Here is a 26,411-nt window from a genome sequence, read left to right as displayed (position 1 = left end):
CCAGCCTGCTCACCGGCTTCAGGATGCCCGCATTGATTTCCACTTTCGCTCGCGTCACTCTTGGAGCCATGCTCCTGCTGGCCCTTGCCGGACAGGACCATCCACCGGCCAAGCCCGCCATCACTGTCGACTATCCGCTCAACGGTGCCGTCTTCCCTCCGGAATTCCCTTCGCCCACGTTTGAGTGGCGCGACGCGGCGGCGGAAGCCACCACTTGGACGATCGACGTGACCTTTAGCGGCGGTCAGCCGGGACTCCATGCGCGCTCCGCCGGGGAGCGCTATACCCTGGGAAGAATCGATCCGCGCTGCATCTCGCCCACCAACAAACCGCCGGTGCTCACGCCGGAACAGGCCGTCGGTCACACCTGGAAACCCGATGCCGCCACCTGGGCCGCCATCAAGAAGTACTCCGCCGATGGCGAGGCGACGCTCACCCTCTCCGGCTACACCGCGGCGGATCCGGCGAAGCCCGTCTCGCAGGGGCGCGTAACCATCAAAACCTCGAGCGATCCCGTCGGTGCGCCCATCTTTTACCGCGATGTTCCGCTCATGCCCTCCGATGCGGAAAAGGGCGTCATCAAGCCCCTCGCCTCCACCGCCATCCCGCTCATCGCCTGGCGGCTCAGGAATGTCGCCGAGACCAGCAGCCGCGTCGTGCTGGAGGGCATGCACTCCTGTGCCAACTGCCATTCGTTCTCCGGTGATGGCAAGACCATGGGCATGGATCTCGATGGGCCACGCAACGACAAGGGCCTTTACGCGCTCTACCCCGTCAAACCGCAGACCAGCATCACCAAGGAAAACGTGGTGGCCTGGAGCGCCTTCCGCGGCAAGCTCGGCGGCAAACTGCGCGTCGGCTTCATGTCGCAGGTTTCGCCCACCGGCCAGTACGTCGTCACCACCATCAACGACCCCGGTAAGGCCGAGTCCGACTATCAGCGCCGCATCTACCGGCGCGATTTCAATTCCAACTACTACGTCGCCAACTTCAAGGACTACCGCTTCCTGCAGGTCTTCTACCCGACCCGCGGAATCCTGGCCTGGTACAGCCGCGCCACGGCTCGTCTGGAGCCGCTGCCGGGCGCGGACGACCCCCGCTATGTCCACACGAATGCCGTCTGGAGCCCGGACGGCCAGTACCTCTACTTCGCCCGGGCCGAAGCCAAGGACCCTTATCCAGCGGGGGTGAAGCTGGCCGAGCGCGCCAACGATCCGAACGAAACCCAGATGAAGTTCGAGATCTACCGCATCCCGTTCAACGGCGGCAAAGGCGGCGTCGCCCAGCCCGTGACCGGAGCCTCCAACAACGGCATGAGCAACAGCTTCCCCAAGATCTCCCCCGACGGGCGCTGGCTCATCTTCGTCAAATGCGCCAATGGACTGCTGATGCGGCCCGACGGCAAGCTCTACATCGTACCCGCCGCCGGCGGTGAACCGCGGCTGATGAACGCCAACACCCGGCTGATGAACTCCTGGCACAGCTTCTCACCCAACAGCCGCTGGCTCGTCTTCTCTTCCAAGAGCCGGTCTCCTTACACCCAGCTCTTCCTCACGCACATCGACGAACAGGGCAACGACAGCCCAGCCATCCTCATCGACAACTCCACCGCCGCCAACCGGGCTGTGAACATTCCGGAGTTCGTGAACATCCCGCAGGATGGCCTCATGAAGATCAGCGCGCCCGTCACGGATTACTACCGCCTCATCGATGTCGCCGAAGAGGAGCTGAGGAAGGGAAGTCTGGAGCCGGCCATCGCCGATTTCCGCAAAGCCCTGGCCCAGGATGCCGACGACCCCATGATCCACAACAGCCTGGGTGTGGCCCTCAGCCGTACCGGCCACCCGGAAGAGGCCGTCGGGGAGTACCGCAAGGCGATTGCCCTCTCCGCTGACTTTCCCGACGCCTACAACAACCTCGGCGGCCTGCTGCTCAGCGCGGGCCGTGTGGAGGAGTCTGTGACCAACTTCGAGAAGGCGCTCCAGTACAGCCCCGATTACGCCGAAGCCCACTCCAATCTCGGAGCTGCCCTGGCGCAGTTGGGCCAGATCGACCGCGCGCTGCCTCACATGCAGAAGAGCGTCGAGTACAAACCCACCGACGCCAACGCGCGGCGTAACCTGGCGCTCGCCCTTTATCGCATGGGCCGCGTGAAGGAAGCCGTGCCCCAGGCCGAACAGGCCGTCAAACTAGCCGGCAGCAGGGATCCCAATATGCTGGCCCTGCTCAGCCGCCTCTACGCGGAATCCGGGCGCATGCCCGAAGCGGTCGATGCTGCTCGCCGCGCACTGGCCCTCGTACCCAATCCGGGCAACTTCCAGTTTGCTGAAGAGCTCCGCCAGCGCATCGCCCAGAATCCAGCCACCAGGCGCTAACGGAGCGCCGCCGTTGAATCTTTACCTCGTCTGATTGCGCATTCCGGCGCGAGCCGATAATATGGCACTTCCGAAGCTGAAACTCCGTTTCTGGAAGGGTCCACCCATGTCATTGATCTCCCGCCGCAGCATGCTGCAGGCCTCCATCGGCGCGACCGGCGCCCTCTCGCTCAGCGGTCTCGCCGCCGCCATGCAGCAGAACACTTCGCCCCACGGGCGGCCGAAGCTGAAGATCACCGACATCCGCACCGCCTACGTCACGGTGCATGGACCCCAGCTTCACGTGCGCATCTACACCGACCAGGGCCTGATCGGCCAGGGCGAGGCGACCGACGCCGCCCTCGGCGGGGCCGCCATCATCGCCGGTTTCCGCCGCATCCTCATCGGGCAGGACCCGCTGAACGTCGAGGCACTGTGGGAGCGCATCCGCACCGCCGGGGTCTTCGCCGGAGCCCAGTCGGGCCAGTACATCACGGCTCTCAGCGGCATTGAGATCGCCCTTTGGGATCTGGTGGGCAAGGCGGTGGGCCTGCCGGTTTACCAGTTGCTCGGCGGCAAGGTGCGCGACAAAGTACGCATCTACTGCGACTCCGCCAATCATCATCCCGACGATCCGCTGGCCAGGCAGAAGCTCAACGAAATCGAGAAGATGGGCTTCACCGCCGCCAAGATCGACATCGACGAAGCCAGGGATCCCAACCGCTTCGATCGCGTGAACTGGACCGCCAACAACGCTGAGATCGACCGAATGGTGAAGGAAGTGGCCTTCGTCCGGGAGACGCTCGGCAAGGGCGTCGAACTGGCGGTCGACATGCACGGCCGCTACGACGCCACCACCGGCAAACGCGTCGCCATCGAACTCGAACCCTTCCGCCTGCTCTGGCTGGAAGAGCCCGTCCCGGCCGAGAACATCGATGTCATGCGCGACATCCGCCAGTCGACCAAAACACCCATCTGCTGCGGAGAGAATCTCTTCCTCCGGCACGGCTTTCGCGAACTGCTGGAAAAGCGCGCCGCCGACATCATCATGCCCGACATCCAGAAGTGCGGCGGCCTGCTGGAAGCCCGCAAAATTGCCGACATGGCGCACACCTACTACGTGCCGTTTGCTCCGCACTGCGTGGTGTCGCCCATCGGCACCATGGCCTCGTGCCACGTCTGCGCCGCGGTGCCCAACTTCCTGGTGCTGGAGTGGCACTGGATCGGCCACCAGCAGCTCTGGCGCGACTTCGTCAAGGAAGGCGAGATCATCGACAAAGGCTTTGTCACGGTCACAGACCGTCCGGGCCTCGGCGTCGAGATGAACGAAGAGGCCGCCAGGAAGTCCCAAATGCCGGGCTCGAAGTGGTTCGAGGCCTGACGGTCGGGTCCGCTTACCAGGTGCGGGCCTTGAGGATCTCCTGAATCTGCTCCTTCGCGATGGGCAGCTTGTCCATGTGGTCGCGCAGCCACTGCGAGAAGTCGCGCTCGATCGCATCCGCCCAGCGTGTGTCGATCTGTCCCGCGGTGTACTTGCCCTCGCGCAGCCTCTGGTGGCCGAACATGTCCCGCAGCCGCACGACTTCTGATGTCGTCACCACCTTCTCAGCCAACTGCGGCGGGATAAAGACCACGCCGCCCTTCTTGCCCAGCACCACGTCGCCCGGCATCACCAGCACCTGGCCGATCCGCGTCGGCGCGTTGATGCCCACCAGCGTCGAGTTCAATCCCGGACCCAGCCCGCTGAAGTGATGCGAGGGATGGTACGAGCGGACAAAGGAGGTGAAGTTTTCCAGCTCTTCCAACCCGTCAATATCGCGCACCGCGCCATCGTACACGATGCCGTTGCCGCTCTTCGCATAGATTGAATTCCCGACGTTGTCGCCGATCGACGGCCCGTTGATCTTCAGGCCGAAGTGGTCGCAGACATAGACATCGCCCGGCTGCAACAGGTCCACCGGCCAGGCATTCTGCCCTCCGATGCGGCCGTCCTTCTTGCCTTGCTCCGCGATCACCTTGTGAATATCCGGCCGGCCCGGCATCCACGAGGCCGTCAGCGCCCGGCCGACCAGCGTCTTCTCCGGATGGATCGACAGCCAGTTGTCCTCGTACTGGAACGTGAAGCCCTCGTTGCGCAGCACCGCCCACGCCTCTTCCAGGCTCACGTCCTTTATCCGCTTCAGGATGTTGTCGGAGACCTTGGGGCGGCCGTCCGCGAACCGCTCGCCCTTCCAGTCCGGCGTGTACTTGATCAGCTCCGCTTTGGAGAAGACCCCCGGTTGCGCTGCCCCCTGGGTCGCGCAAACAAGACTGATCAACGCCGCCAGGCAGCCGGCACGAGGAAGGGACAGGAGACTCTGCATACGGAGTATCCTATCCGAAACACCGCGAATCGGCACCTGGAATCTCGCCCGCCCGGCCCGCAGCCGTCCCGTTTTACAGGCGCAGCTTCCGCAGCATGCCGGTGAAGCGTGGGTTCGACCGCACCGCATCGAAGCGTGGATCCACTTTCATGAAGGCGAGTCCGGAGTAGTGCTGCTGGAACGCCCGCTCCAGTTGCTCCAGCGTGCCGGCCTGATCCCCTTGCCCGACGGCGACCAGCGCCGCGCCATAGGGCCGGATCGTTCTGTTCTGACCGTACTCGAGCTCGTCGATCAACTTGTGCGCTTCCTTTGCGCGCCCGGTTCGCGCCAGGATGTGGGCCAGCGCCAGGCTGCCGCGCAGGTCGCCGGGCGAGAGTTCCAGGCACTTCCGGAACCCTGCTTCGGCCAACTGCAGCCGTCCCAGTTGCTCGTTGGCCAGGCCGCCCAGCCAGTAACTCAACGCGAAATTGGGGTGATCCCGCTGTACCCCGGCGGAGTACGCGGCGAGTTCCTCAAAGCGGCGCAGGTGGTACAACAGGATGCCGATCTCGGCATGGATCGCCAGGGCATCCCTATCGGTAGCCGCAAACGCACGCAGCCGCGCCAGCGGCAATTCCAGGTCGCCGGTCAGCGTAGCCGCGTCCGCATACAACCGCGTGGCCAGCGCGTCCCTGGGGCGCGATTCCAAGGTCCGCAGGAACTCCTCTCGCGCACCTGGAAAATCCCACTCGTGGAAGAACTTCAGGTAGCCTAGCGCAAAGTGTGCCTGCGGCGACTGCTCGTCCAGTGCCAGCGCACGCTCCGCCGCCGGCCGCACGTGCTGTATGGCCTGATCGTCGAACTCAGCCGCGCCCAGCCACGCAGCCGCCAGGCCGGCGTAGGCCGAGGCGCACTCCGCATCCAGGGCGACCGCGCGGTCAAACAACCGGATCGATTCCGTCACCTGCGCGAACATCCCGCCGGGTACGCCCGCGTCGCCGCGCGAGTCGAGCATCGAATCCATCGTTCCATTCGTCAGGCGATCCCAGCCTTCACGGCTCAGCCGCACGGCTTCCGCCTTGCCGTCGCCTCGTGCGGCCTTCGTGGTTTCTTCCAGCAGCCTCGCACGCACTTCCGTCTCGATCAGCTTGGCCACCTCGGCCTGAATAGCCAGCGGATCCCGGGCTGTCCGGTCGTATGTAGCCGACCACAGGTGGAAGCCATCCCTGGTGCTGGCCAAGTGCGCCGTGATCCTCAGCCGGTCGCCCTCCCGCCGGACGCTGCCTTCCAGCACCGAGCCCACGCCCAACTGCTGACCAATACTGTGAATACTGTCGGATTTCCCCTTGTACCGGTCGGCCGAAGTCCGTCCGGCCACTTGCAATCCGCCAGCCTGGCCCAGGCGGTCCGCAATCTCCACGGCCAGGCCGGCCGCGAAACGGCCATTGCCGGATTCCTCGCTGAAGTCCTCAAATGGCAGCACGGCGATCGCCCGGCCCAAATCCCGGCTATGCTCATTCGCTCTCCAGAAATGCCAGCCCGCGAAGCTCGCCCCGCAGACCGCAACCATGGCAGCCAGGGCAGCCCACCGCCACGATCGTTTGGACGGAACCGGAGCAGGGAACGGCGCCTCTGGTGCCGGCGGCGCTGCTGGCCGCCGCTCGAAGTCCGGTACATAGCGGCCCTTGCTCAGGCTGATCCGGATTGTTTCAGTTTGGCCTTCGGCTGCGTAATACTCGCTCAATCGCGTCCGCAGCCGGGACGCCTCCACCCTGACGATCGAATCCACTCGCGGATTGTACGACTCCGGCCGCTGGTAGACCTCCAGCGCGATCAGGTATTCCTTGATCTCCGCGCCCGCCCCAGCCAGGGTCGTTTCCACAATAAAGGAGAGAAACCGGCTTAGCTTTTCCGCGCCGGCGAAGCGAGGACTGGCCAGAATCCGCGTCAGCGCCGCGCGCACTTCTTCTTCCCGCGGGGGCAACTCCGGGGGCACAAATTCTGACGATTTTAACGGAACAGAGCCTCCCGGCAAGCACGCGGCAATGACAAACGTCATTATAGCGGACCCCGTCCCGGCAAACGGGCGGCTTCTTTTTCCTCTTCCTATCGTATTGAGAAATAACAATATGCTGCGTTACGTAACGTCAATTCACGCCGCGATAACGCCCGCTGCCGCGTGTCGCCGCCCACACTGGTCAGGCGGCGCAATCGGCGCCCACAAGGAAAACCATGAAAACGTCCACATCACCTTTTCGGAGAGCTTTGTTCCTCGGTCTCACCCTCACGGCGGCCCTGCTGCCGCGGGCGGCACAGGCCCAGTTCTCTTCGCCCGTACGGATTACCAACACCACCACCCAGTCCGTGCCCGTGAAGGACCAGGACCTCGGCGCCCGCCAGCCGGTCTACCTGCATGCGGCGGTCACCTTCTTTGATGGGTCGTACTTTCCCCACCTCCTGCCAGCCGCCAACCTCTATACCGTACCCGCCAACAAGCGTCTCGTGCTCGAGTACTTCACCGCCGACATTCCGGCCATGGCGGGCCAGCGCGTCCGGGTGACTCTGCAGACAACTTCCGCCGGCAATTCCACCGCCCTGTACTACATGCCTCTGGAGACACCTGTCGCCACGGATTCGCTCAACCTTCAGGCGACTTCCATTGCCTCCCGCCTGATTCGCATCTACTGCGATCCCGGTGCGGGTGTCCAGATCAGCGTTGCCCGCAGCGCTAACCTGGGCGTGCCGGCCTCCGGCGACATCACCTTCAGCGGCTACCTGGTCGACTTACTTCCGTAACCCCACAGCGTCCCAGCCATGCGAATCTTCTCCCTCTCCGCGGTCGCCGTTCTTGGCCTGGCACTCACCCTGCCCGGCCAGGCGGCCACCCTGTATGCCATCTCCGGCGACATCAATGGAGTCCCCAGGCAGGTCTCGTCGTTTGATCCGACCGGTCCCGCTTCACCGCTCTTCACGCTGAGCGATGGCTCGCTGGGCTTCACCGGCGGCTTGGCCTATAGCTCCTCCGCCGGCCGCTTCTACACCATCGCCAGTGACGGCCTCGGGGCCTCCAGCCTGTTTTCCTTCGATCTGACGGGCGCCCTCACCTCCGAGTTCTCGTTGGGCGACGGCTTCTTCGGCGGTCTGGCCTGGAATCCGTCCGACGGCTGCCTCTATGCCGTGCAGAACGACAGCAATGGCTACTCCAGCATCTACCGGCTCGATCCTGCCGGTCATACCTCCACCTTCCTCTTCTCGGTGCGCGAAGGTCTCACCGGCGGACTCACCTACAGTTCAGCTGACGGGGACCTCTACGGTCTCGTGAACGACTTCATGGGCAACTCCACCCTCATGCGCATCACTATCGCCACTGGGGCTTTCTCTGCCACCTCACCGCCGCTGGGCACCGGCTTCCTCGGTGGTGTGGCCTTCAACCAGGCCACCGGTGGCTTCTACGCGATCAACATCGACAACTTTGGAGCCTCCACGCTGAATGAGATTCTGCCTGGAGCTCCGGGTTCGGTCACCCCCGGGCCGATCCTGGGCGACGGCTACGCGGCCGCCGGCCTCACCTACGGGCCCGATGCCACGAATTCCACCGTGCCGGAGCCCGCAACTTATCTGCTCTGCGCCGCCGGGCTGGCGCTGGCCGGTTGGAAACGCCGTCGGCTGCGTTCCTGATCCGCCCTGTTCGTTGATCTCTTCGGCCCGTCCCTCACCGGGCGGGCCGTTCCGATCCAAGCTGCCTGACCGCCGCAGCCCAGCGGCCGGACAAGTTCAGCCACCTCAGTTCCTGCCGCGTGCCGTCGCACCGCCCACCATTACACTCAGATTCCGCACCACATCCCGCAGCGTCTCCGCCTGCGCATTCAGTTCCTGCGCCGCCGATGCGCCCTCTTCCGCGTTGGCTGCGATTCCCTGCGTCACCTGTTCCATTTCGACGACCGCCTTCCCAATCTGCCCCATCGCCGAAGCCTGCTCCTTGCTGCCCTGGCTCACCTCTTCCACCAGCAACTGGATCCGTGTGGAGTCCGCCGAAATGCTGCGTACCGCGGCCGCCACCTCATCCACCTTGCTCTTACCCTTCTTCGATTTCGCGATCGACTCCTCAATCAGCGTGGACGTGTCCTTGGCCGCCTGGCCGCAGCGCTGCGCCAGGTTCCTGACCTCATCCGCCACCACTGCGAACCCCATGCCCGATTCGCCGGCCCGCGCCGCCTCCACCGCCGCGTTCAGCGCCAGAATGTTCGTCTGGAACGCGACATCGTCGATCACCTTGATGATTCTTGAGATCTTGTCGCTCTGCGTGTTGATCTCCGCGATCGCCGCGACCATCTCGTCCAACGAGGCATCCGTCTGCGTGAACTTCTCCCTCGACTGCGTGGCCAGGCCCGCCGCCATGGTCGAATTCTCCCTGCTTCGTTGCGCCATGGCGTTCACCTCTTCCGTGGAGGCGGACGTCTGCTGCAGCGAGGCCGCCTGCTCCGACGACCCCTGTGCCAGCGACTGGCTGGCCTGCGCCACCTGACCGGCCGCGGCCGTCACCTGATGTGCGCCGGCTGCCAGCTCACTCACCGCCGCCACCAGGGTCCGGTGAATGTCGCGTACAACGAAGCCCACCAGCACCACAATCAGCACGAGGACCCCGCTCATCGCGCCGCTGATCGCCTGGCTCCACAATCTCAACGAATCCGCCCGCGCCTGCGACGCGCGCAGCAGTCCACGCTGCCTGTCCTTCATTCGGTTCAACGACTCATCGGCCTCCGTCGTGAAGCGCGCAATTGCGGGCGCCAGCCCGCCCACCTGCTCGAATGCCCCACTCCTCGACAACCGCAGATACTCCTGCGATGTCTTGCCGAACTCCTCCAGGCTGCCCGCAAATCGATCCAGATCCACATTGTCGTCCTGGGTCGAGACCGTGGCCCGCAGTTCCTCGATCTGCGCATGGGCTCGCCGGAACGCCGCCGTCCACCTTTGTGCGCTCTGTTCCGCCCCGCTGCCGAGCTTCAGGTACTGCAGGATGAACGTGCCGCGCAGCGCCGACACCATCTCCCACGACCGTGCCCTCGTCGCATTGATCAGATCCAGGTTGACGGCGGTCTTGCCGGTCGCCTCCGCCAACTCTCGTCCCAACTCGCGCAGATACCAGAAGCCGGACCCCGTGGCCAGAAGGCCGATCGCTGCCAGCGCGCCGACGGCCGCATACAGCTTCGTTGATACTTTCATTGTTTTATTCCCGTCACCCTCTGGATCCGCACTCGCGAATCTCAAAACCGCTGGGTGATGCCCAGCAGAAAACAGTTGTACGCCGAGCCGCGCCCCGCTTTACGAAGAAACTCACCCGGAAAGATATGCCCAAAACCTGCGTCCACCGCCGTGAGCCGTGTGGCGCTCCACTGCAGTTGGAAGTCCGCCTCCTGCCCAATGTGCGAGCCCTGCTGGCCGTTCGACCCAATCACCACCTTGCCGCCGCTATAGATGCCGTCATGGCGGTCCGCCAACCAGAAAGAGTTGTAAGCCGTGCCGATCGTCAGGTTCTGCCGCAGTTTGTATTGCAGTCCCGACCGCGCATGCACGCTGTTCGTCCACGTGAATTGATCCGCCACCCCGAACTTGTCATGCGCACTGGGGAACAGCGGGTCAAACGCGCCATGCACACCGTCTCGCGCGTCCCTGTCGCCGGACGCCCGGTTGAACTCCACATAAACCCTCGGACGGTGCCGCTGTTCCTTCAACGTGTGCCCCACCACCCAGTGCCCGGCCCACGCGGCCACCGGCTCGCCTGCCTGCCGCCCGCGCTGCACCGCAACCTCCACACCATAGTCCATGCGGGCCGGCAGCCTGCCCGCCCAACGGAAGCCCGCGGTCTTGGTATCCAGGTGGCCGGGCCCGGCCTTCTCCCCCCGGATATCGTGCTCCAGCCGCCAGAAGACATAGGGCTCCAGCACGGCATTCGGAATCAACCGGTCCAGTAATCCGTTCAATCCGTGAAAATGCTGGCCCGGCGTTGGGGTATCGAAGCCATCTGTGTAGATCCGGTCGGATGCGCCGCTGAACCCATCCAGCCGCAGCCCCCGGTAGTGAACAGTCACGCGAACTCCGTCCAAGGTCCGGCCGACATTCGACCAGTTGGGATCCGCCACCAGCCGCCCCTCGCCAAAGCTCAGGCTCTGCCGTCCCGCCCGGACACTAATCCACCCGGATTCCGCTTCACCAATCTGCACATACCCCAACCGCAGATCCAGCGGATCCTTCTGGGAACTGGGTGCTGGCGAAACATTCGTCAGAAACGAGCGCGCGTCCTGCGCCTGGAATGAGAACTTCAGCCACCGCACCGGAGCCGCCTCCAGGTTGAACCGCAGCCTCTGCAACAGGTACGCATTGCTGGCCGGCTTGAAACCGATACCGCCCAGCGCCTCCAGACGCACGCGTTCCTCGCCCCCCAGCCTCAGCCATCCAGGCAGCTCAGAACCCGCATACCGCGAAATCAGGCCTTCCGGTTGGCCGCCCGTCTGCGCCAGGGTACCCCGCTGCGCGGCGATCAGCAAAATCAATGTGGCGATCAGGACTCGAGAGTACGTAGAGCGGCCTCCGCGTACCCATATCGGTCCGAATTCCAGATGTGTGGAGAAAATGCGCGCGAGTCAGGAGTACGCCGGCAACCTGGGCAGTGCGGATGCGTACCGCGATTCAGAACGGGCAGTTCCTCCCGGTGACCACCGGCGTAGGCTTCCGCCCTGCCAATCGGGAAAGTCCCCTGAGGCAGATCCGCTAGGGCGACGCCTACTCGTGCGCCCACCAACCCTACTGCCGGCGAAGTGCGGCCAGGACAGCTGCCGGACGAATCGGTAGATCCCGCAGCCGCGCGCCGGTGGCGGTGAAGATTGCATTCCCAATCGCGGGCGCGACCGCCGTAGTTGCCGGTTCGCCCAGCCCGACTGGCGCCTCCGTACTAGGCATAAATTCGATTTCGATCTCCGGCACGTCACCCATGCGCAGCACCCGGTAGCTGTCGAGATTTGTGTCCTTCGGTTGCCCGTTCAGGAACTCCGTGCCCTCATACAAGGTCATGCCCAGGCCCCACAAAGCGGCCCCCTCCACCTGCGCCGTCGCACTGTCTGGATGAATGATGGTACCCGCGTCGATCACGAGGCTCAGCTTTTCCACCGTAACGTGGCCATTTGTCCGGTTCACTCGCACGCGAGCTGCACAGGCGACCCAAGTCGGCATGGTTCGCTCCTGTCCAAAGGTCGATGCGAGGCCGATGCCAACATCCTTCGGCACGGGCTGCCCCCATCCGGCCTTTTGCGCAGCGCGGGCCAGCACCGCGGCCTGGCGGCGCGCGCCGCCAATCGAGTTGGGCGCCGTCCCGGCGTTACGGCCCGCGCCATCGAGCAGACTCAGACGGAACGCCAGCGAATCGACGCCCGCGGCGCGGGCAGCCTCGTCCATAAAAGTCTCCACGGCCCAACTCGTCCAGCCGGCGCCCACGGAACGCAGGTACCCGGGCCGGAACGTCCGGTCGGCCAGGTCGTGCCGTAGCGCGCGCACTCTGTGTGCGCCGACGGAGTACCAGTGGTCCGCGCCTGAGATGGCGAAAAGGTCGTAGAGGTTGCCCTTGGCATCCTTCGGCATGAAGTAAGGAGCAATGTGGGCTGTCGGCCAACCGGCTGCCGCGTGATGCTCCATCGCGGCGATCCGGTTACCCTCCCCCCAGGCCAGCCGCAGGACCTGTCGTGAGGCGGATCTAGGACAATCGAAACGCATGTCATCGGCTCGTGTGCAGATCATCTTGACCGGCTTGCCCATCGCTTTGGCGGCCAGCGCCGCGGGGACTGCATAGTCGCCATCCAGGCGGCGGCCGAAGCCGCCTCCCAGCAGATAGCTGCGCATCACGATCTTGTCTTCGCTCCGGCCCAACGCCTTCGCCAGCACGGGCAGGATCGACGATTGCCATTGATTCCCGGTGTGGATCTCAAACACGCCGTCCTTTTCAAAGGCCAGGGCATTCACCGGTTCCAGGGCGTAATGCATGACCGTGGTGGTCGTATAGGTCCGCTCCAGCTTGCGCTTCGCACTCGAGATCGCGGCATCCACACCAGCGTCGTCGACCATCAGCGAACCCCCTTTGGGATCCGCAATGAGCTCGGCTGCGCGTTGCTGGAGGTCGCGCTCCGACACCTGGGCGGCGGGCCCGGACTGCCATCGCACCTGAACCAGGTCGGCCGCCCGATTCGCGGTCGTGAAGCTGTCGGCGTAAACTATCACCCAGCCTGGAGCCGTTCCGGACGGATCCTCGAGCGCAATGCTCCGCAGATAGCCGGGCAGGCGCCTGGCCGCCGAATCGTCCACCGAAACCACCTTGGAGTCGTAGCGCGTCGGGGGCACTTTCGGCCGGGCGTAGACCATGCCTGGCACTGATGCATCAATGCCATACCGGGCCTTGCCGTCGACCTTGGACGGAACATCCAGCGCCATCGTCTCCTTGCCGATTAAGCGCCGTTGGAGTGCCGGCTTGACCGGCATGCCTTTCAACTGCTCGGGCGTGTAAGTCCGCCGCAAATCCCCGCGCGCCACGATGTCTCCATAAGGAATCGATCTTCCGTTGGCGTGCACGGCGCCATCACGCGCGGTACAGGCTGTTGGGTGGACACGCAGGAGTTTCGCGCCCTCTTCAACCAAAGCGATGCGCCCCGCGGCGCCGGCGCGGCTGAGCAGGGGGAAGCTTTGCCAGACTGACCAACTGCCACCCGTGATCATCAGCCCCCACTTAGGGTCGGAATCCACCGTGACCGTCCTGACCTTGTTCCAATCGGCCTCCAACTCGTCAGCGACAATGCGAGCCAGCGCGGTACCGACATGCTGGCCCATCTCCGCCCGGACGATGTTGACCGTCACGGTCCCGCTGGGATCGATCCCATACCAGATTGTGGGCTCGAATAGATCGCTGGCGCGGCCCGCCGGAACTGCGCCCAGGCCCGACCGCGCGTATCCCAGCATCACCCCCGCTCCCATCATGGCGATGAGAAAACCGCGGCGCGAAGGATCAGGCGTGTTCCTGAGGCCGTGGGCGGACAAACTAATCATGTGAGGCCCCTTCCCGCATTCTTGCTGCCGCCAGCTTGATGGCTTTGCGGATTCGAACGTAACTCATGCAACGGCAGACATTCCCCGCCATCACGGCGTTGATGTCGGCGTCGTTGGGATCGGGATAATCCTTGAGCAGCGTGGCGGCCTGCATGATCTGACCCGGTTGGCAGTAGCCGCATTGCGGCGCCTGCACCTCGAGCCATGCGGTTTGCAGCGGATGCCTGCCCTGCGCATCGAGTCCTTCAATCGTCGTGATCCGGGCCCCGGCAACCGCACGAATCGGCGTGATGCAGGCTCGTGTCGCGCGCCCTTCCACATGCACCGTGCACGCACCGCAAAGGCCGATCCCGCAACCGAACTTGGTCCCGCTGAGCCCCAGTTCCTCGCGAATCACCCAAAGCAGAGGCGTGTTCTCCGGACTGTGAACGGAAACCTTGGCGCCGTTCAGCTCAATGGTGGTCATGCTCGTGTCACTCCTTTTCGTCCACGCAAGCTATTCCTGCTTGGCCGCCGTCCTGCGAATCACACGGATCCTGCTCTCCAGGTCGCGCCATGGCGGCAATTTGGTCCGCGTTCGCCGCAGATACGCTGCCAGCCGTGCGATCTCGGCATCCGTCAGGGAGGAGGCAAATCCGGGCATCACCAGTCCCGGCGCGCCGTCCGTGCTGCCGACACCCTGCAATACCACCTGAATGAAGTTCGCCGGATCCGGCATCGTTAGCGAGCTGTTCAGGGCCAGTTCCGGGCGCGCGGCCAGAGGGCCGGAACTCGCGTTGTAATGACAGGCGATGCAGGCTGCGGCATACAGCGCTGCATCCGGGTCGTCTTCCTGGCCGCTGCCAAGTGAGGAAGTGGCCAGCGCTTCTCGTATCCTGGACTCGGTTCCCTCCGCGCGAGGATTCGCTTGATCCGCATCGATGAAGTACGCTGCGATCGCCCGAATGTCGGAGTCCGGAACTATGGGCAACGCCAGGCTGTCGCGAATGACCGCGGTCATTGTCGAGCTCGTTGCGCCGTGGAGCGGGCTGGAACCGGTGCGCAGGAACTGGAACAGCTCCTCGCGCGTCCACGGGATGGGCGACGGGTTGGCGCTGTTCAGCGCGGGCGCAATCCAGCCGTCTATCCCAGCGCCGGCGTAAGCACGGCGGCTCTCTTCTCCGCCGAGCGCATTCCGCGGCGTGTGGCAGCCCGAACAGTCCGCCAGGCCCTCCGCCAGGTAGGCGCCGCGATTCCATTCATCGCTCCTCGCTCGATTAGGCTGGTAGCGCCCTTCCTGAAAGAAGAGGATCTTCCAGCCCTCCTGGAAAGCGCGAATCCTCAACGGGAAGGGCAGGGTATTGCCCGGCACGGAAGCCCTCACCGCAGTGCGCGTCATGAGGAACGCGTATAACGACCGGATGTCTGAGTCGCTGAGCTTGGTATACGCGTAGTACGGGAAGGCGGGGAACAGATGCGATCCGTCGCGCGACACACCCTCCCTCATCGCGCGAGTGAATGCCTCCAGTGGCCACAGCCCGATTCCTGTTGCCGGATCCGGCGTGATGTTCGATCCGTAGATCTTTCCAAACGGCGTATTCACCGCATAGCCGCCGGCGAAGACGGGTCCTCCGGTTTGTGTGTGGCAGGAGGCGCAATGCCCCGCGGCAGCGAGCGCTGCCCCCTGCGCGATATCCGCGGCAGGGAAACTTGCTTGAGCAGCGCTGCCGAGCGGCCCGATCTCGCTCCGCCGCGCCAGCAGCAGCAGGCCGCAGAGCGCCAGCACTGCCACGGCCAGGGCAGCGATACCAACGCGACGGATCACTGCTTCGCTCCTTGCGCGGCACGGCGTGGATCGTCTTCCGCATTCCGGTATTCCAGGCCCAGCGGTCCAATCGCCGTCACCTGGGTGACATACTCTCCGGACTTCGCCCAATGGTAGTGGTACGTGTTGCCCGGAAGCACGACGACGCTGCCAGGTGGATACGCGGTCAGATTGTCCGCCTCGAATGTCTCGCCCAGGCCGATATAGAACACGCCAGAGAGGACCGTGTAGACCCGATCCTCCGGATGGCGGTGCGGCATCAGTTTCACGCCTGACGGCACCTTGACCCTCACCACGTAGGGATGCGCGGTCGAGGGCTCCCCGACCACCACCGCGAGCCGGACCGATGGCGGGAAGGCGGGGAACGGTTTCCAGTCGATATCTTCCGGCAGCACGGACCGAAAGACCGCCTGCCCTGGTTGGTGGAGCGGGCGGTCGCTGGCGCGCGCGTTCTCCTGTGCCTCCCAGGAGAGTCCCGACAACGCGCAGAAAAGCACTCCGATCGAGATACGTCGAAACATCTCATCGCTCCTTGCTGTGGCTCTGGCTCCGGCATCGCAGATGCTCCCGTCGAGCCCAGGCGTCCAGGGACTCGATAAACGTCGTCTCAAACCGGCGGCGACCGCTCCCGCCCAGCCGTCCTGAATCGAACCTACGCCGCTTTGCTCACGGCAAGTACCTTCAGGAGCTCCCAGGCCGCGGCCGTCGACGAGGCCGGGTTTTGCCCGGTGACCAGCCGGCCGTCGACCACCGCGAAGCTTTCCCAATCGGCCGCTTTCTCATACAGGCCGCCGATCCTCTTTAGCTCGTCCTCAACCAGGAACGGCACGACCTTCGTGAGCTGTACCGCCTCTTCTTCGCCGTTGGTAAACCCGGTGACGCGCTTGCCTTTCACCAGCGGCGCGCCTTTGTACATGACGCGATGGAACACGGCCGGCGAATGGCACACAGCCGCGACAGGCTTGCCGGAGTTGTAGAAGGCCTCGATCAGCGCGATCGAAACGGGATTATCGGCCAGGTCCCACATGGGGCCGTGCCCGCCGACGTAGAAAATCGTGTCGAAATCTTCCGCCTTCATGTCGGCCAGTTTGACCGTGTGCGCCAGCGCCTGTTGCGCGGCTTTGTCCCCTTTGAACCGGGTCATGGCTGTAGTCTGGTTCTCAGGCAGGTCACTCTTCGGATCGACCGGGGGCTGCCCGCCCTTCGGAGACGCCAGGGTCAATTCAACGCCGGCGTCCCTGAATACAAAATAGGGAGCGGCAAACTCTTCCAGCCAGAAACCGGTCTTGCGGCCGGTATCGCCCAATTGATCATGTGACGTTAGCACCATCAGGATTTTCATTTCGTTGCTCCTTAGTTGGACTGGATCTTCCTTCGTTCGCGAATCTGCCACCAGGAAATCGTTGAGCCGCACAGCACCTTTGGATGAGCTGCCGACCCTCTGACGTCAGCGAGGTTTAGCCGGGCGCCAACCACCTGGTGAGTTTCCATCCCCTCGCCGGCTGTAAGTGCATGCCGCCAGCCAAACCCTGTTGCGGCATTCCAGCCGCCGGAAACGCGGGAATCTGAAGCGCTTAGCCCAAGTCGCAGCCGGCCGGGCGCAGCTTGCCGGTCAACAAGTGTCGAATGATCGGCACTGCGGGTCGACACTCCCTGGTGATACGGGTGCGCAAGCGCGGCAGGCGCGTCTTTGCGATCTCGATGACAAGCCACGAAGAATGAGCCCTGGTGCCGAGTGGGGAGAAGCCTCTCCATGGTCTCCTCTCCAGGGCCGTCCGTCTCGATCGCACACACGTTCGCCCCCAGTTGCGAGATCTTCGATTGCCCAAGGACGTCCAGCGAACGAAGGACAGGCGTCACTCTTCGATACGCGTTCGATCGATGGACCTGCGGCCCCGTGGAGTGCGTCGTGGTTGCGGCCACCTGCGCCTCCAATTACTTTGCTTGCGCGGCGAGTTTCCGCGCCTCTTGCGGCAAGAACGCCGCGACCAGGCCTGCGATTTCGTCCGCGGCGGTGTCGAGCGCAAAGTGGCCTGCCTCGAGCACATGGACCTCGGCATTTGGTACGTCGCGGCGATATGCCTCCGGCTCGGTCAAGTCGAACGAGAGATCGTACTTGCCCCAGATCACGAGCAAACGTGGCTGGTTGCGGCGCATCCATTCCTGCCACTTCGGGTATGCCTGCACGTTGCTGCGATAGTCGTAGAACAGGTCGCTCTGAATCTGCGCCTGGCCTGGCTGGCTGAGAAAAGCGAACTCGTCGGTCCATAGGTCGGGGTCGTATCGCTCCACGTTCGGATCGTTGCCCAGATGTCGTGTGCGCGTCGTGGCCAGAGACAGGAGGTTGCTGCGAAGCTTCTCTTCGTTAGCAGCGCGGTCGGCCCAGAAGGCGCGCCTCGCGTTCCAATTCGCGCCCAAACCGGTATCGTGGGCCACTGCGTCCTGAACGATCAGCCCCTGCACCCGCTCCGGATGCGCCAGCGCCATGCGAAACCCGACCGGGCCGCCGTAATCCTGCAGGTACAGCGTGTAGCGCGGGAGGTTCATCGCTTCGGTGAACTGGTCCATGATTTCGGCGTAACGATCGAAGGTATACCCGAAGCTCGCCGGGTCGGGCCAATCGCTGTGGCCAAACCCGGGGTAGTCGGGCGCGATCAGGTGATAGCGATCGCTCAGTCGCTGGAAGAGCGGCTCGAACATCCGCGAGGACGAAGGCAATCCATGCAGCAATAGAATTGCTGGAGCGTTCGTGGGGCCAGCCTCACGATAGAAGATCGAAAGGCCGTCGATCAGGATCTTGCGATAAGAGGTCGGATATTTCATTGGTTGCTCCTTGGCGCGGCCGCCGGAAGCTCGCCGCGGTCAGTACAGAGCAATTGCTCTTCCACGTCGTGCGGACGAAGGACGAGGCGTCAACCCGGGCGGCGCCAAGCCGGCGAAAAGGCACGGTCCCTATTGACCGGCCGAGGCTTGGCAAATGCGGCGCTGCATGGTCGTCTGTCGGGTGTTCGACTCATCGGGCCGCCAGATGCCCACAAGCTCGCTCGTATCTCCTGTATTCGACCTTCGAGCACTCTGGTCACCCGGTTGCAACAGGAAGCTCAGAGGTGTACATGGCAAACGAAGCCGTTCAGGAAGTAGCAGTCGCGCCCTGGTCGATCGACCCGGCCCACTCTTCGATTCAGTTCAAGATCCGCCACATGGCGATCGCGTGGGTCCGCGGCAGTTTTCGCGTGCGGACCGGAACACTGCATCTGGTCAAAGACAATATCGCCGAGTCGCGGATCGAGGTTGACATCGATCCGGCCTCGGTAAACAGCGGTGAAGTGGATCGGGATACCCACCTGCGCAATGCGGACTTCTTTGACGTTGCGCGCTACCCATCCATCCATTTCCAATCCACCGGGATCTCGGGGAGCCCGGGGAGTCCGGTGGTGGCCGGCGATCTCACAATCCGTAGCGTTACCCGGCCCGTCGAGGTGAAGGTGGGCGAGATCTCGGCACCGACTCCAGACCCATGGGGCAGTGTTCGAATTGCCGTTACCGCCAGCGTCACGATCAACCGCAAGGACTTCGGGCTTACCTGGAATAAGGCGCTCGAGACCGGCGGCTTCTTGGTCGGCGACGACATTTTCGTCGACCTGGACATTGAGTTCGTCTCCAACGCAAAGTGACGAGTCCACTGCCACGGGCAGTGCGGAATCCGTCCCTGCTGCTCGTCCACGCCATCGGCGATGAGCAGGAGCCATGCGGCCCACTCGACGCAAGGGCAGGCCGCATGGTAGCTCCAGCGAGCCCGCTGCTCGCGTGTTTGTTCCCTCGGCCTCTGGCCATGTTTGGAGCGAAGATCCACCGATTTCGGCCAGGGGCCGCAAGACCATCACAGGGTTTGCAGATCTTTATTTCCTTTATTTGCAACAACGCCAATGAAGAGAAGGCGAAGCGGCCTTGACCATGCCAGCTACCTTGGAATCGCGCCGGCTTTCCTGCCGGCTTTTTGCATTTCTAAGGAGACTTTCATCATGGCTTCCGCCGCCCAGCTCACCGCCAACCAGGCCAACGCCCAACTCTCCACTGGACCCGTCACCGTCCAGGGCAAATCGCGCTCCGCCCAAAACGCCCGCCGCCACGGCCTCACCGCCCGCTCGCCCCACATCTCAGAAGACGACCGCGCCGAATTCGCCGCCCTCGAAGCCCGCCTTCTCCGCGAGACCCACCCCAAGTCCTGTCTCGAAGAGGAGGTGTTCCACCGCATCCTCGCCCACACCTGGAACCTCCGCCGCATCGAAACCTTCGAGTCCGCCATCCTCGCCGAAACGGACCCAATCGACTTCTCCGAGACCGACGCCGCCCGCCTGAACCACTTCGCCCGCTACCGCCGCGACCTCGAGCGCTCGCTCTACCGCGCCATGAACGAACTCCGCAAACTCCAGACCGAACGCGCGACCCTCCAACTGCAGGGTCCCTTTGCCATCCATGCGGTCGCCGAATCCACCCCAATGGCCGAGATGACGACTTTGCTTCCGCAACTCCGCGAAGTCTTCAGCGGATCCCATACCGACCAGGTCACGGCCCGCGTCCGCTTCACAACCGGCACCAAAACCGCCGTCCAGTTCAGCAAATCCTTGACTGCCAAGTGGCTCAAGAAAGTCAGGGCAGGCAAACCCGCCGTGGAAGCCGCGGCCTGAACACTCTCACTCCGTTCCCTCGAACCGGTTCCAGCGTTCGTCCGTTCCATCTCCGTCGTTCCGCCTCACCGGGCGCCAGATCCTTGAAAACCACACCGCCTGATTACCGTCAGGGGGGCTGCGCGGCTTCTGCTACGAGTTGCGAATAGTGTCGGCTCCCCTCGCTTGCCCAACCCGTCCGCTCACCCAGTCCCCGAAGCCTCAGCGACGGGCTCCCCCTGAGCCACCGGGCACAACGCCGCCTCGCACGGTTTGACGAAACGAAGCCACCCATGAATTCCAGCGTCCAGCCCGAACCCGGATCGGCCCATTCGTGCGTTCATTCCGAACCGCGACTGCGAGGATGCCCGCATCGCCCCACGGGCCGCCAAAGCGCACGGATCCGCGAACGGAGCCGCGAACGTGAGTGAGCGGATGGCCACCGAAAGGCTCCACTCAGGCAGTATCGCGACCAATTGCCAGCGCGTCTTCAATGGACAGGGCCCCGGACACCCACGCGTTTTCAACGTGGGATCAACCCAAAGGCTCCAGCCATCAACCGGACGAGCCCGTCGTCCCGCCCAAAACCCCTGCGAAATCACCCACAGGCAAACGGCCCGAACTCCGCCTTCACCCGATCCGATTCTGACGCGTTATCGAGGATCAGCACCCGGAACTCCTTGCCGCCCGGCGATACGCGCACCAGAATATGTCCGTCGTCGCTCTTCAGGTTCGCCAGTCCCTTATTCGCGATCTTGTTCTCGGCCTTCAGTGCCGTCGCGTACACATCGCGGGGCCCTGGATACAACGTCGTGCTATACATCCGCTGCAAGCTCGAAATCGCGGGATGCGCCGAATCCCAGGCCATCAGGATGAACGCGCGCGGCCGCAGCGACCGCACATACTCCGCACCCGTCGTGTCCGTATACCCGTGGTGATTCAGAATCGCCACCTCCACCGGACCCGCGGCCCGCGCCACGGGCGACTCGATGTCCTTCCATGCCGCCGAGCCGTCGTTAATGCCGCTAGGCAGGTCCCCGCCCGTGTAGTAATCGAAAGGCCCGTAGCTCAGCCGCAAAGCCAGGCAGCACATGTTCTCGCTCGGATAATCGGCCCGCGCGAGCGTCTCCAGGGCAGGGAAATGGTGCCGCGTCGACTCGCCCACTCCGGTCCAGACTTCCCCATTCACGGCCAGGTTCCGCACCGAGAAATCGCCAAAATCCGCGGGTTTCCTCAGCAGGCGGATCTGCTGCCGGGATCCGGCCCGGAACTTCTCCGCCACGGCGCCGTTCTTCTGCTGCGCCTTCACGAACTCGATATAGTTCAGCGCCGCCGCGCCTTCCTGCTTCACCGGGTAAGAGTAATCGGGATACCCGCGATCCAGAATCCGCCGGATCGGCACAATCTCCGCCACATCGGAGATGCCGGTCAGCTTGTACCCGCCCAACCGGGCTGTGGGTGACTCCGCCACAACATCGCCCATGTGGTCGCCATGCAGGTGGGTCAATACGAAGTAGTCGATCTCATTCCGGCCGGCCGCCTGCAGGTGCCGCTTCGCATACCGCCCCAGCCATTCGCCCGGCCGCCGCGAGTCGTCCGGCTTCGGCGCAATGGTGTACTTCAAACCGCCCGACGTGGCGCCCGCGTCCACCATCATGGACGTCCCGTCGGGACAGATGAACAGGGTGGAATTGCCGCGTCCCGTGGCAATGTGGTGGATATCCAATCCGCCCGGCTGCCAGGGCGGACAAACCGTACCCACCGTCTGGCCCAACAGGGAATTCTTGGCCCACGCCCCGGCGAGAAGCGGAGCGGCAAAAAGCGATTTGAGGAAGTCTTTGCGTGTCATGGCGAGAATTCGGCGGAGCGTTCTAGAGTCGATCCGGCGCACCGGCCCCACTCGATCAGGCCCGGCTCCATCCCAGCGCCAGGCTCTGCTCCGAACTCAAGAGTATATCCGGGCCGCCACCCCGAGTCAGTCTTTGAGGTGTAACAAGGCCGCTGGACCGCAACCGCTGCCTATTCGCGATCACTCTGATACCGGAACACGGCCTGGCCCGTCCGGTCAATATAGGCGCAATCGTGCCCGGAACAGACATGAGCCAGTCCCAACCGGAATCCGCTCGCCCTGGTGTACTCCGCGTCGAACAGCTTTCGCCCCCCTTTGTCGATGAAGTGCACAGCCCCAAACGGACGGCCTACCACGGCCGCGCCTTCCGAGAAGTCCTGCGCATACTCAAACTGCGCCGGGAATACTTCCCGCCCTGCCTTGTCCATGTAGCCCCAGTCCCGGCCTTTCAGGAACCGCGCCATCCCATCGGAGAACGGACGGACGTGCCTAAATTGGAGTGGAATCCGAACCGTCCCGGTCTTGTCAATGAAGCCGGAACCCCCAGCGCCAGAAACTCTGGCTAGTCCCTCCGAGAAGTTGTCGGCGGATCCGTATGTCGTCTCGAACAGCGGGACGCCGCTTTTGTCGATGTAGGAGTAGCGGCAGCCCGGGAACTTCGCCCGTCGTACATCAGTACCCTCCGGGGCTCCAATCGCTACACCGCCTATGATGCAGCCACCGCGCCACGGACTCATGCAGGGGCCCTCCGCTATCACCCGGGCCGCCCCTTCCGAAAAGGGTTCGGCCTCCAGAAATCGAGGAGCGATGGCAAAGGCGCCGCTCTTGTCGATATAGCCCCACAGTCCGCCAACGCGTACTGCCGCGAGGCCCTCCGAGAACTCCGTTGTCCCTTCAAACTTCTCGGGGATCACTCTCCGGCCCTGGAAATCGACAAAGCCTTCCTGCCTCGAGCCATTCAGCTTCCGATAGGTGCGGATCATCCCCTCTGCCGCTTTGCCGGTGCGCTCTGAGCCGTCGGACAGAGGCTCCAGTTCCTTGCCTTGCTCATTGACCCAGAAACGGCCGCCAAATCCGGCGCTGGCGATCCCTTCGTGGAAGTCGTCCCAGCCGATGTCTCCCAGAACCCGGAACTGCGGCTGGATTACCACTCGTCCCTCGATGTTGATATACCCGGCCTTGCCCTGAACCACGAACCGGAACAATGGCGTGTCCGAATTCTTGTCCTTCTCCCAGATCTCCTTATCACCCGGCATCTGTCCCGCCAAAAACGGCAGCAACGCCAAGCTGCCAATTGCGGAAACTCCGGCGGAAATCCAGTTGGAACGCATCTCTTTATTGAATCCTAAGCTGGACGGAGCTTCAACCCCGCCCTGATTACGCGAACTTGCGGCTACGGAACCGGCGTCGACGCCGCGTCAATCGTCTTCAGGAACTCCACTATCTTCGACCGGTCCGCGGGACTCGACAGCGTGTCCACTCCACTTGTACCTGCGCTCCGGTGGGACACGCTATTCAGAACTTCATCCAGGCTAATTGCCGCGCCATTGTGCAGGAAGGACTGCGGAAACGCGAAGACCGACAGCAGCGAGGGCGGTACATACCCGTTCGCGCCCAGCGGCGGCGCTCCATTCTGCCGCACCTCGTTGAGCGCCAGCGAATTGAACGTCCCCACATTCCGCAGCTCCCCGCTAATCTCTTCGCCTCCGCTGATCAGCCCGGCGACCGGTGGAGGTGTGAACCGGATCTTCGCCGTCGTCCATTGCGGACCGCCATGGCATTGCTGGCAGTTGGCCGAAACAAACAAAGCCCGGCCCGCAAGCACGTTTGGATCCGACTTCGAGAACGGCGAAACCGGAGGCCGGATGCCATACTGCACATACGCCTTCAACGCATCCCAGGCTCCTACCCCGCGTACCTTCAGTTGACTGCGCCCGCCATTCGCCAGCGGAGTCAGGTTCGTCACGGCGCTCTCCGGAGTCACCCCGTCACCTTGCACGATGAGTCCCTCGCCGCCCGAAACCGCCCGGATGTTCAGTTCAAAGTCTTCCTGCTCATCCCGCTCGGCCGACCAGTTCAACGGCCGCATCGAAGTCCGGTTCGGGTCCGTCAGGTCGAAATTCGTATGTTGGGGAATCGTCCGTTTCGGGCCCGAAGCAAAGATCCACACCACGTTGTCCGACAGGCCGGACGGATGGCAAGTCGCACACGCGCCCCAGCCGTTCGCCGACATGCGGCCCGTGATCGCCGGCGCCCCCAGGGTCGGCGGATCGAACACCCCCACCGACGTGTTGTACAGCTCCTTGCCGATCTGGACCTTCTCGGCCAGGCTCCCGGCCGCCGGTTGCTTCGCTGACAGCACCGTGGCCATCGTGCTCTCCTGGCCGGCCAAGTTCAGCACCGTCAAGTCCCGCGACACGTAGTTCATTACGTAAGCCCGCGTATCCGAGGAGTTGATCACGATCCCACGCGGATTCCTGCCCACCGGCAATTGCAGCACGCGCGTCGAGTTCACCGGATCGTTCCGTACCGCCGCGGCGCCCGTCGACGGATTCACCGATACCTTGACCACCACATTGCTGGCCGCGATCACCACATACCCCTCGTCCGCCCCGTGTTTGAACGCAAGCGCCCAGGGCAGGGTATTGAACAGTTTCGGGCTGCCCGTCTGGTTCTTCACCGCCAGGTGCAGGTTGATGGTCTGGCCCGCATCCAGGCCGCTTGTCCGGTTGATCGCTGAAAGCAGGCTCTGCGTATTCACATCAAAGCGTACCGGGCCGTTCGGCGATGCCCCCACGCTCGGCACGAACGCGAACCCGCCTTTCACCGCTATGTTGTTGAGCTGGTTTGGATACGCGCCTGTGGTGAACGTGAAATTCGCAGGATTGCCCGGATCGCCCGGCGGGACCCGCCCAATCGCGTCGCCCGTCGCCCGGAAGCCCGTGTCCGCCAGCGGTTTGATCGTGATGTTGCCAGTCACGGTGTCGGTGCTTGCAGCGATCACCGTCACGTGCCCGGCCTTCGCATCGTCCTGACCGTCCAGCTTTCCGGCGACCGGCAGCGCCAGGAACTGGGTGACATAGATCGTCTCGTCGGCATCGTCGGCGTCCCCATCGTTCGTGATCGCCAGGCCCCGAGGCTCCGGGCCGACGCCAAAGATCGTCTTCGTCACGGTATCGGTCGCTGTATCGATGACCGACACGGAATCCGACCGTGAATTCGAGACATACAGCTTCCGCCCATTCGGACTCAGCGCCAACCCATACGGTTCTGTGCCCACCACGATGTGCTTAGTGGGCTTGAAGATGACGCCGTTCTTCAAATTGAGCGGGACTACCGTCACGGTGCCGCTGACCGTATTCGCCGCGTACGCCTTCGACCCGTCGGGTAGGATGGCCACCCCGTTCGGCTCCGTCTGAACCGGAACTTCAGCCAGCCGCCGGTTCCGGTCCAACCGCACATCGAAGAAACTCACGCTGTTGTTGTCAGGATTCGCGACCACCAGGAAAGCATCATCCGCCGTGATTGCCAGCGGCTGGGAGGAGGTGGGCCCGCTGAACATCGTGGGCCCTGCCCCCTGCACCGGAATGGGCTGGTAGACCAGCCGTGCGAATCCGGCGATGGCGAGGCAGATCAAGGGGATGCCCATTCTCCGCCGCCGCTTCAGGGGCAAGACAATCGCAGGCCAGCGCTTCGCCAGGACGACCATGGTCAAGCCGAGGCCCATCAGCAGCCACGAACCGGGTTCGGGCACATTCGTCAGGGGTGCATCCACCAGCAAATAGGCGGACCCGCCCCCGTTGGAGATAGTAGGCGTGATGGTCAGCGAGTGGTTGCCCGCAGCCAGGTGGAAGATCCCGATACTGACGCCGGCTGTCGCCAGGCACGGCACCGGATCATCGCCGCAATCGATGTTATCCACCGGCACCGATGTCAGGCCGATCGAGCTGCCGAAGTCGAAGATTTCAAACCGCTCTCCGGAAAGAAACGCATCGGTCACCGTGAGCACGGCGCCGCCAACGGGAGCCGTGAAGGTCCAGGGAGCCGCGCCCAGCAATCCGGCTACGGTACCCGAACTCTCGATGCAGAACGGTCCGGAAGGATCCGCCGGATCACAGCCGGTGGCACTGATGCCGGCATCGCTAAACCCGAACTCCTGGTAAGTTCCAAAAGTGATGACGCTGGCGCCAAGGTGCATGGCCAGCATGAGGCTGAGAGCGAGAACGCAGAAGACGACTCTGACGCCCTTTCGAACGACATCGAAACGAGTGTTCACGTAGGCCCCTCCTAATCAGCAGTCGCCGCGGCCCG

19 protein-coding genes are annotated in these 26,411 nt (G+C 63.7%); 6 read left to right on the top strand and 13 right to left on the bottom strand.

The window, feature by feature from the left end; all coding sequences use genetic code 11:
- Window positions 1-32 precede the first annotated feature (32 nt).
- Window positions 33-2,375, top strand: coding sequence for a tetratricopeptide repeat protein (locus IRI77_RS07980; RefSeq protein WP_194451544.1), 2,343 nt, complete (start codon window positions 33-35; stop codon window positions 2,373-2,375).
- Window positions 2,376-2,481: 106 nt separating this feature from the next.
- A complete protein-coding gene (locus IRI77_RS07975; RefSeq protein WP_194451543.1) occupies window positions 2,482-3,735 on the top strand; it encodes a mandelate racemase/muconate lactonizing enzyme family protein in 1,254 nt (417 codons plus the stop codon).
- Window positions 3,736-3,748: 13 nt separating this feature from the next.
- Here the strand turns inward: IRI77_RS07975 and IRI77_RS07970 are convergent, their stop codons facing one another.
- On the bottom strand, window positions 3,749-4,717 hold the full coding sequence (locus IRI77_RS07970; RefSeq protein ID WP_194451542.1) for an RraA family protein: 969 nt from the start codon (window positions 4,715-4,717) through the stop codon (window positions 3,749-3,751).
- Window positions 4,718-4,790: 73 nt separating this feature from the next.
- On the bottom strand, window positions 4,791-6,680 hold the full coding sequence (locus IRI77_RS07965) for a hypothetical protein (RefSeq protein ID WP_194451541.1): 1,890 nt from the start codon (window positions 6,678-6,680) through the stop codon (window positions 4,791-4,793).
- Between the two features lie 248 nt (window positions 6,681-6,928).
- On the opposite strand from IRI77_RS07965, the gene IRI77_RS07960 reads away from it, so the two are divergent.
- Both IRI77_RS07960 and IRI77_RS07955 read left to right on the top strand, forming a co-directional pair.
- The gene (locus tag IRI77_RS07960) at window positions 6,929-7,492 is read left to right on the top strand and encodes a hypothetical protein (protein ID WP_194451540.1); all 564 of its coding nucleotides are present in this window, start codon (window positions 6,929-6,931) and stop codon (window positions 7,490-7,492) included.
- An 18-nt stretch (window positions 7,493-7,510) separates the two neighbouring features.
- On the top strand, window positions 7,511-8,374 hold the full coding sequence (locus IRI77_RS07955) for a PEP-CTERM sorting domain-containing protein (RefSeq protein WP_194451539.1): 864 nt from the start codon (window positions 7,511-7,513) through the stop codon (window positions 8,372-8,374).
- A 105-nt stretch (window positions 8,375-8,479) separates the two neighbouring features.
- Here the strand turns inward: IRI77_RS07955 and IRI77_RS07950 are convergent, their stop codons facing one another.
- The 8 genes from IRI77_RS07950 to IRI77_RS07915 form a co-directional block, all read right to left on the bottom strand.
- Entirely contained in the window at window positions 8,480-9,919 is a 1,440-nt protein-coding gene (locus IRI77_RS07950) for a methyl-accepting chemotaxis protein (protein ID WP_194451538.1), read from the bottom strand.
- A gap of 41 nt (window positions 9,920-9,960) precedes the next feature.
- Window positions 9,961-11,247, bottom strand: coding sequence for an alginate export family protein (locus IRI77_RS07945; RefSeq protein WP_194451537.1), 1,287 nt, complete (start codon window positions 11,245-11,247; stop codon window positions 9,961-9,963).
- 250 nt (window positions 11,248-11,497) lie between these two features.
- Window positions 11,498-13,780 carry a xanthine dehydrogenase family protein molybdopterin-binding subunit gene (locus IRI77_RS07940; protein ID WP_194451536.1) on the bottom strand — a complete coding sequence of 761 codons (2,283 nt, stop codon included), beginning with the start codon at window positions 13,778-13,780 and terminating at the stop codon, window positions 11,498-11,500.
- Window positions 13,773-14,246, bottom strand: coding sequence for a (2Fe-2S)-binding protein (locus IRI77_RS07935; RefSeq protein ID WP_194451535.1), 474 nt, complete (start codon window positions 14,244-14,246; stop codon window positions 13,773-13,775). Before IRI77_RS07935 ends, IRI77_RS07940 begins: the two co-directional genes overlap by 8 nt.
- Window positions 14,247-14,276: 30 nt before the next feature.
- Window positions 14,277-15,584, bottom strand: a complete 1,308-nt coding sequence (locus IRI77_RS07930; protein WP_194451534.1) for a c-type cytochrome — start codon at window positions 15,582-15,584, stop codon at window positions 14,277-14,279.
- Window positions 15,581-16,105, bottom strand: coding sequence for a cupin domain-containing protein (locus IRI77_RS07925; RefSeq protein WP_228486640.1), 525 nt, complete (start codon window positions 16,103-16,105; stop codon window positions 15,581-15,583). Before IRI77_RS07925 ends, IRI77_RS07930 begins: the two co-directional genes overlap by 4 nt.
- Window positions 16,106-16,236: 131 nt before the next feature.
- On the bottom strand, window positions 16,237-16,926 hold the full coding sequence (locus IRI77_RS07920; RefSeq protein WP_194451533.1) for a type 1 glutamine amidotransferase domain-containing protein: 690 nt from the start codon (window positions 16,924-16,926) through the stop codon (window positions 16,237-16,239).
- Between the two features lie 593 nt (window positions 16,927-17,519).
- A complete protein-coding gene (locus IRI77_RS07915; protein ID WP_194451532.1) occupies window positions 17,520-18,407 on the bottom strand; it encodes an alpha/beta fold hydrolase in 888 nt (295 codons plus the stop codon).
- A gap of 290 nt (window positions 18,408-18,697) precedes the next feature.
- On the opposite strand from IRI77_RS07915, the gene IRI77_RS07910 reads away from it, so the two are divergent.
- On the top strand, window positions 18,698-19,258 hold the full coding sequence (locus tag IRI77_RS07910; protein ID WP_194451531.1) for a YceI family protein: 561 nt from the start codon (window positions 18,698-18,700) through the stop codon (window positions 19,256-19,258).
- 348 nt (window positions 19,259-19,606) lie between these two features.
- On the top strand, window positions 19,607-20,272 hold the full coding sequence (locus IRI77_RS07905) for a hypothetical protein (RefSeq protein WP_194451530.1): 666 nt from the start codon (window positions 19,607-19,609) through the stop codon (window positions 20,270-20,272).
- Between the two features lie 577 nt (window positions 20,273-20,849).
- On the opposite strand, the gene IRI77_RS07900 is transcribed toward IRI77_RS07905, so the two are convergent.
- The 3 genes from IRI77_RS07900 to IRI77_RS07890 all read right to left on the bottom strand — a co-directional run bounded on the left by IRI77_RS07900 (window position 20,850) and on the right by IRI77_RS07890 (window position 26,376).
- The gene (locus IRI77_RS07900; RefSeq protein WP_194451529.1) at window positions 20,850-22,100 is read right to left on the bottom strand and encodes a ComEC/Rec2 family competence protein; all 1,251 of its coding nucleotides are present in this window, start codon (window positions 22,098-22,100) and stop codon (window positions 20,850-20,852) included.
- Between the two features lie 170 nt (window positions 22,101-22,270).
- Window positions 22,271-23,431, bottom strand: a complete 1,161-nt coding sequence (locus IRI77_RS07895) for a WG repeat-containing protein (RefSeq protein ID WP_194451528.1) — start codon at window positions 23,429-23,431, stop codon at window positions 22,271-22,273.
- Window positions 23,432-23,493: 62 nt separating this feature from the next.
- A complete protein-coding gene (locus IRI77_RS07890; protein ID WP_194451527.1) occupies window positions 23,494-26,376 on the bottom strand; it encodes a beta-propeller fold lactonase family protein in 2,883 nt (960 codons plus the stop codon).
- Between the last annotated feature and the right edge of the window lie 35 nt (window positions 26,377-26,411).

It is taken from the genome of Paludibaculum fermentans, assembly GCF_015277775.1.
Lineage (GTDB): Bacteria > Acidobacteriota > Terriglobia > Bryobacterales > Bryobacteraceae > Paludibaculum > Paludibaculum fermentans.
Note: the sequence above shows the minus strand (reverse complement) of the source record. Positions and strands in the feature narration are given on the sequence as shown.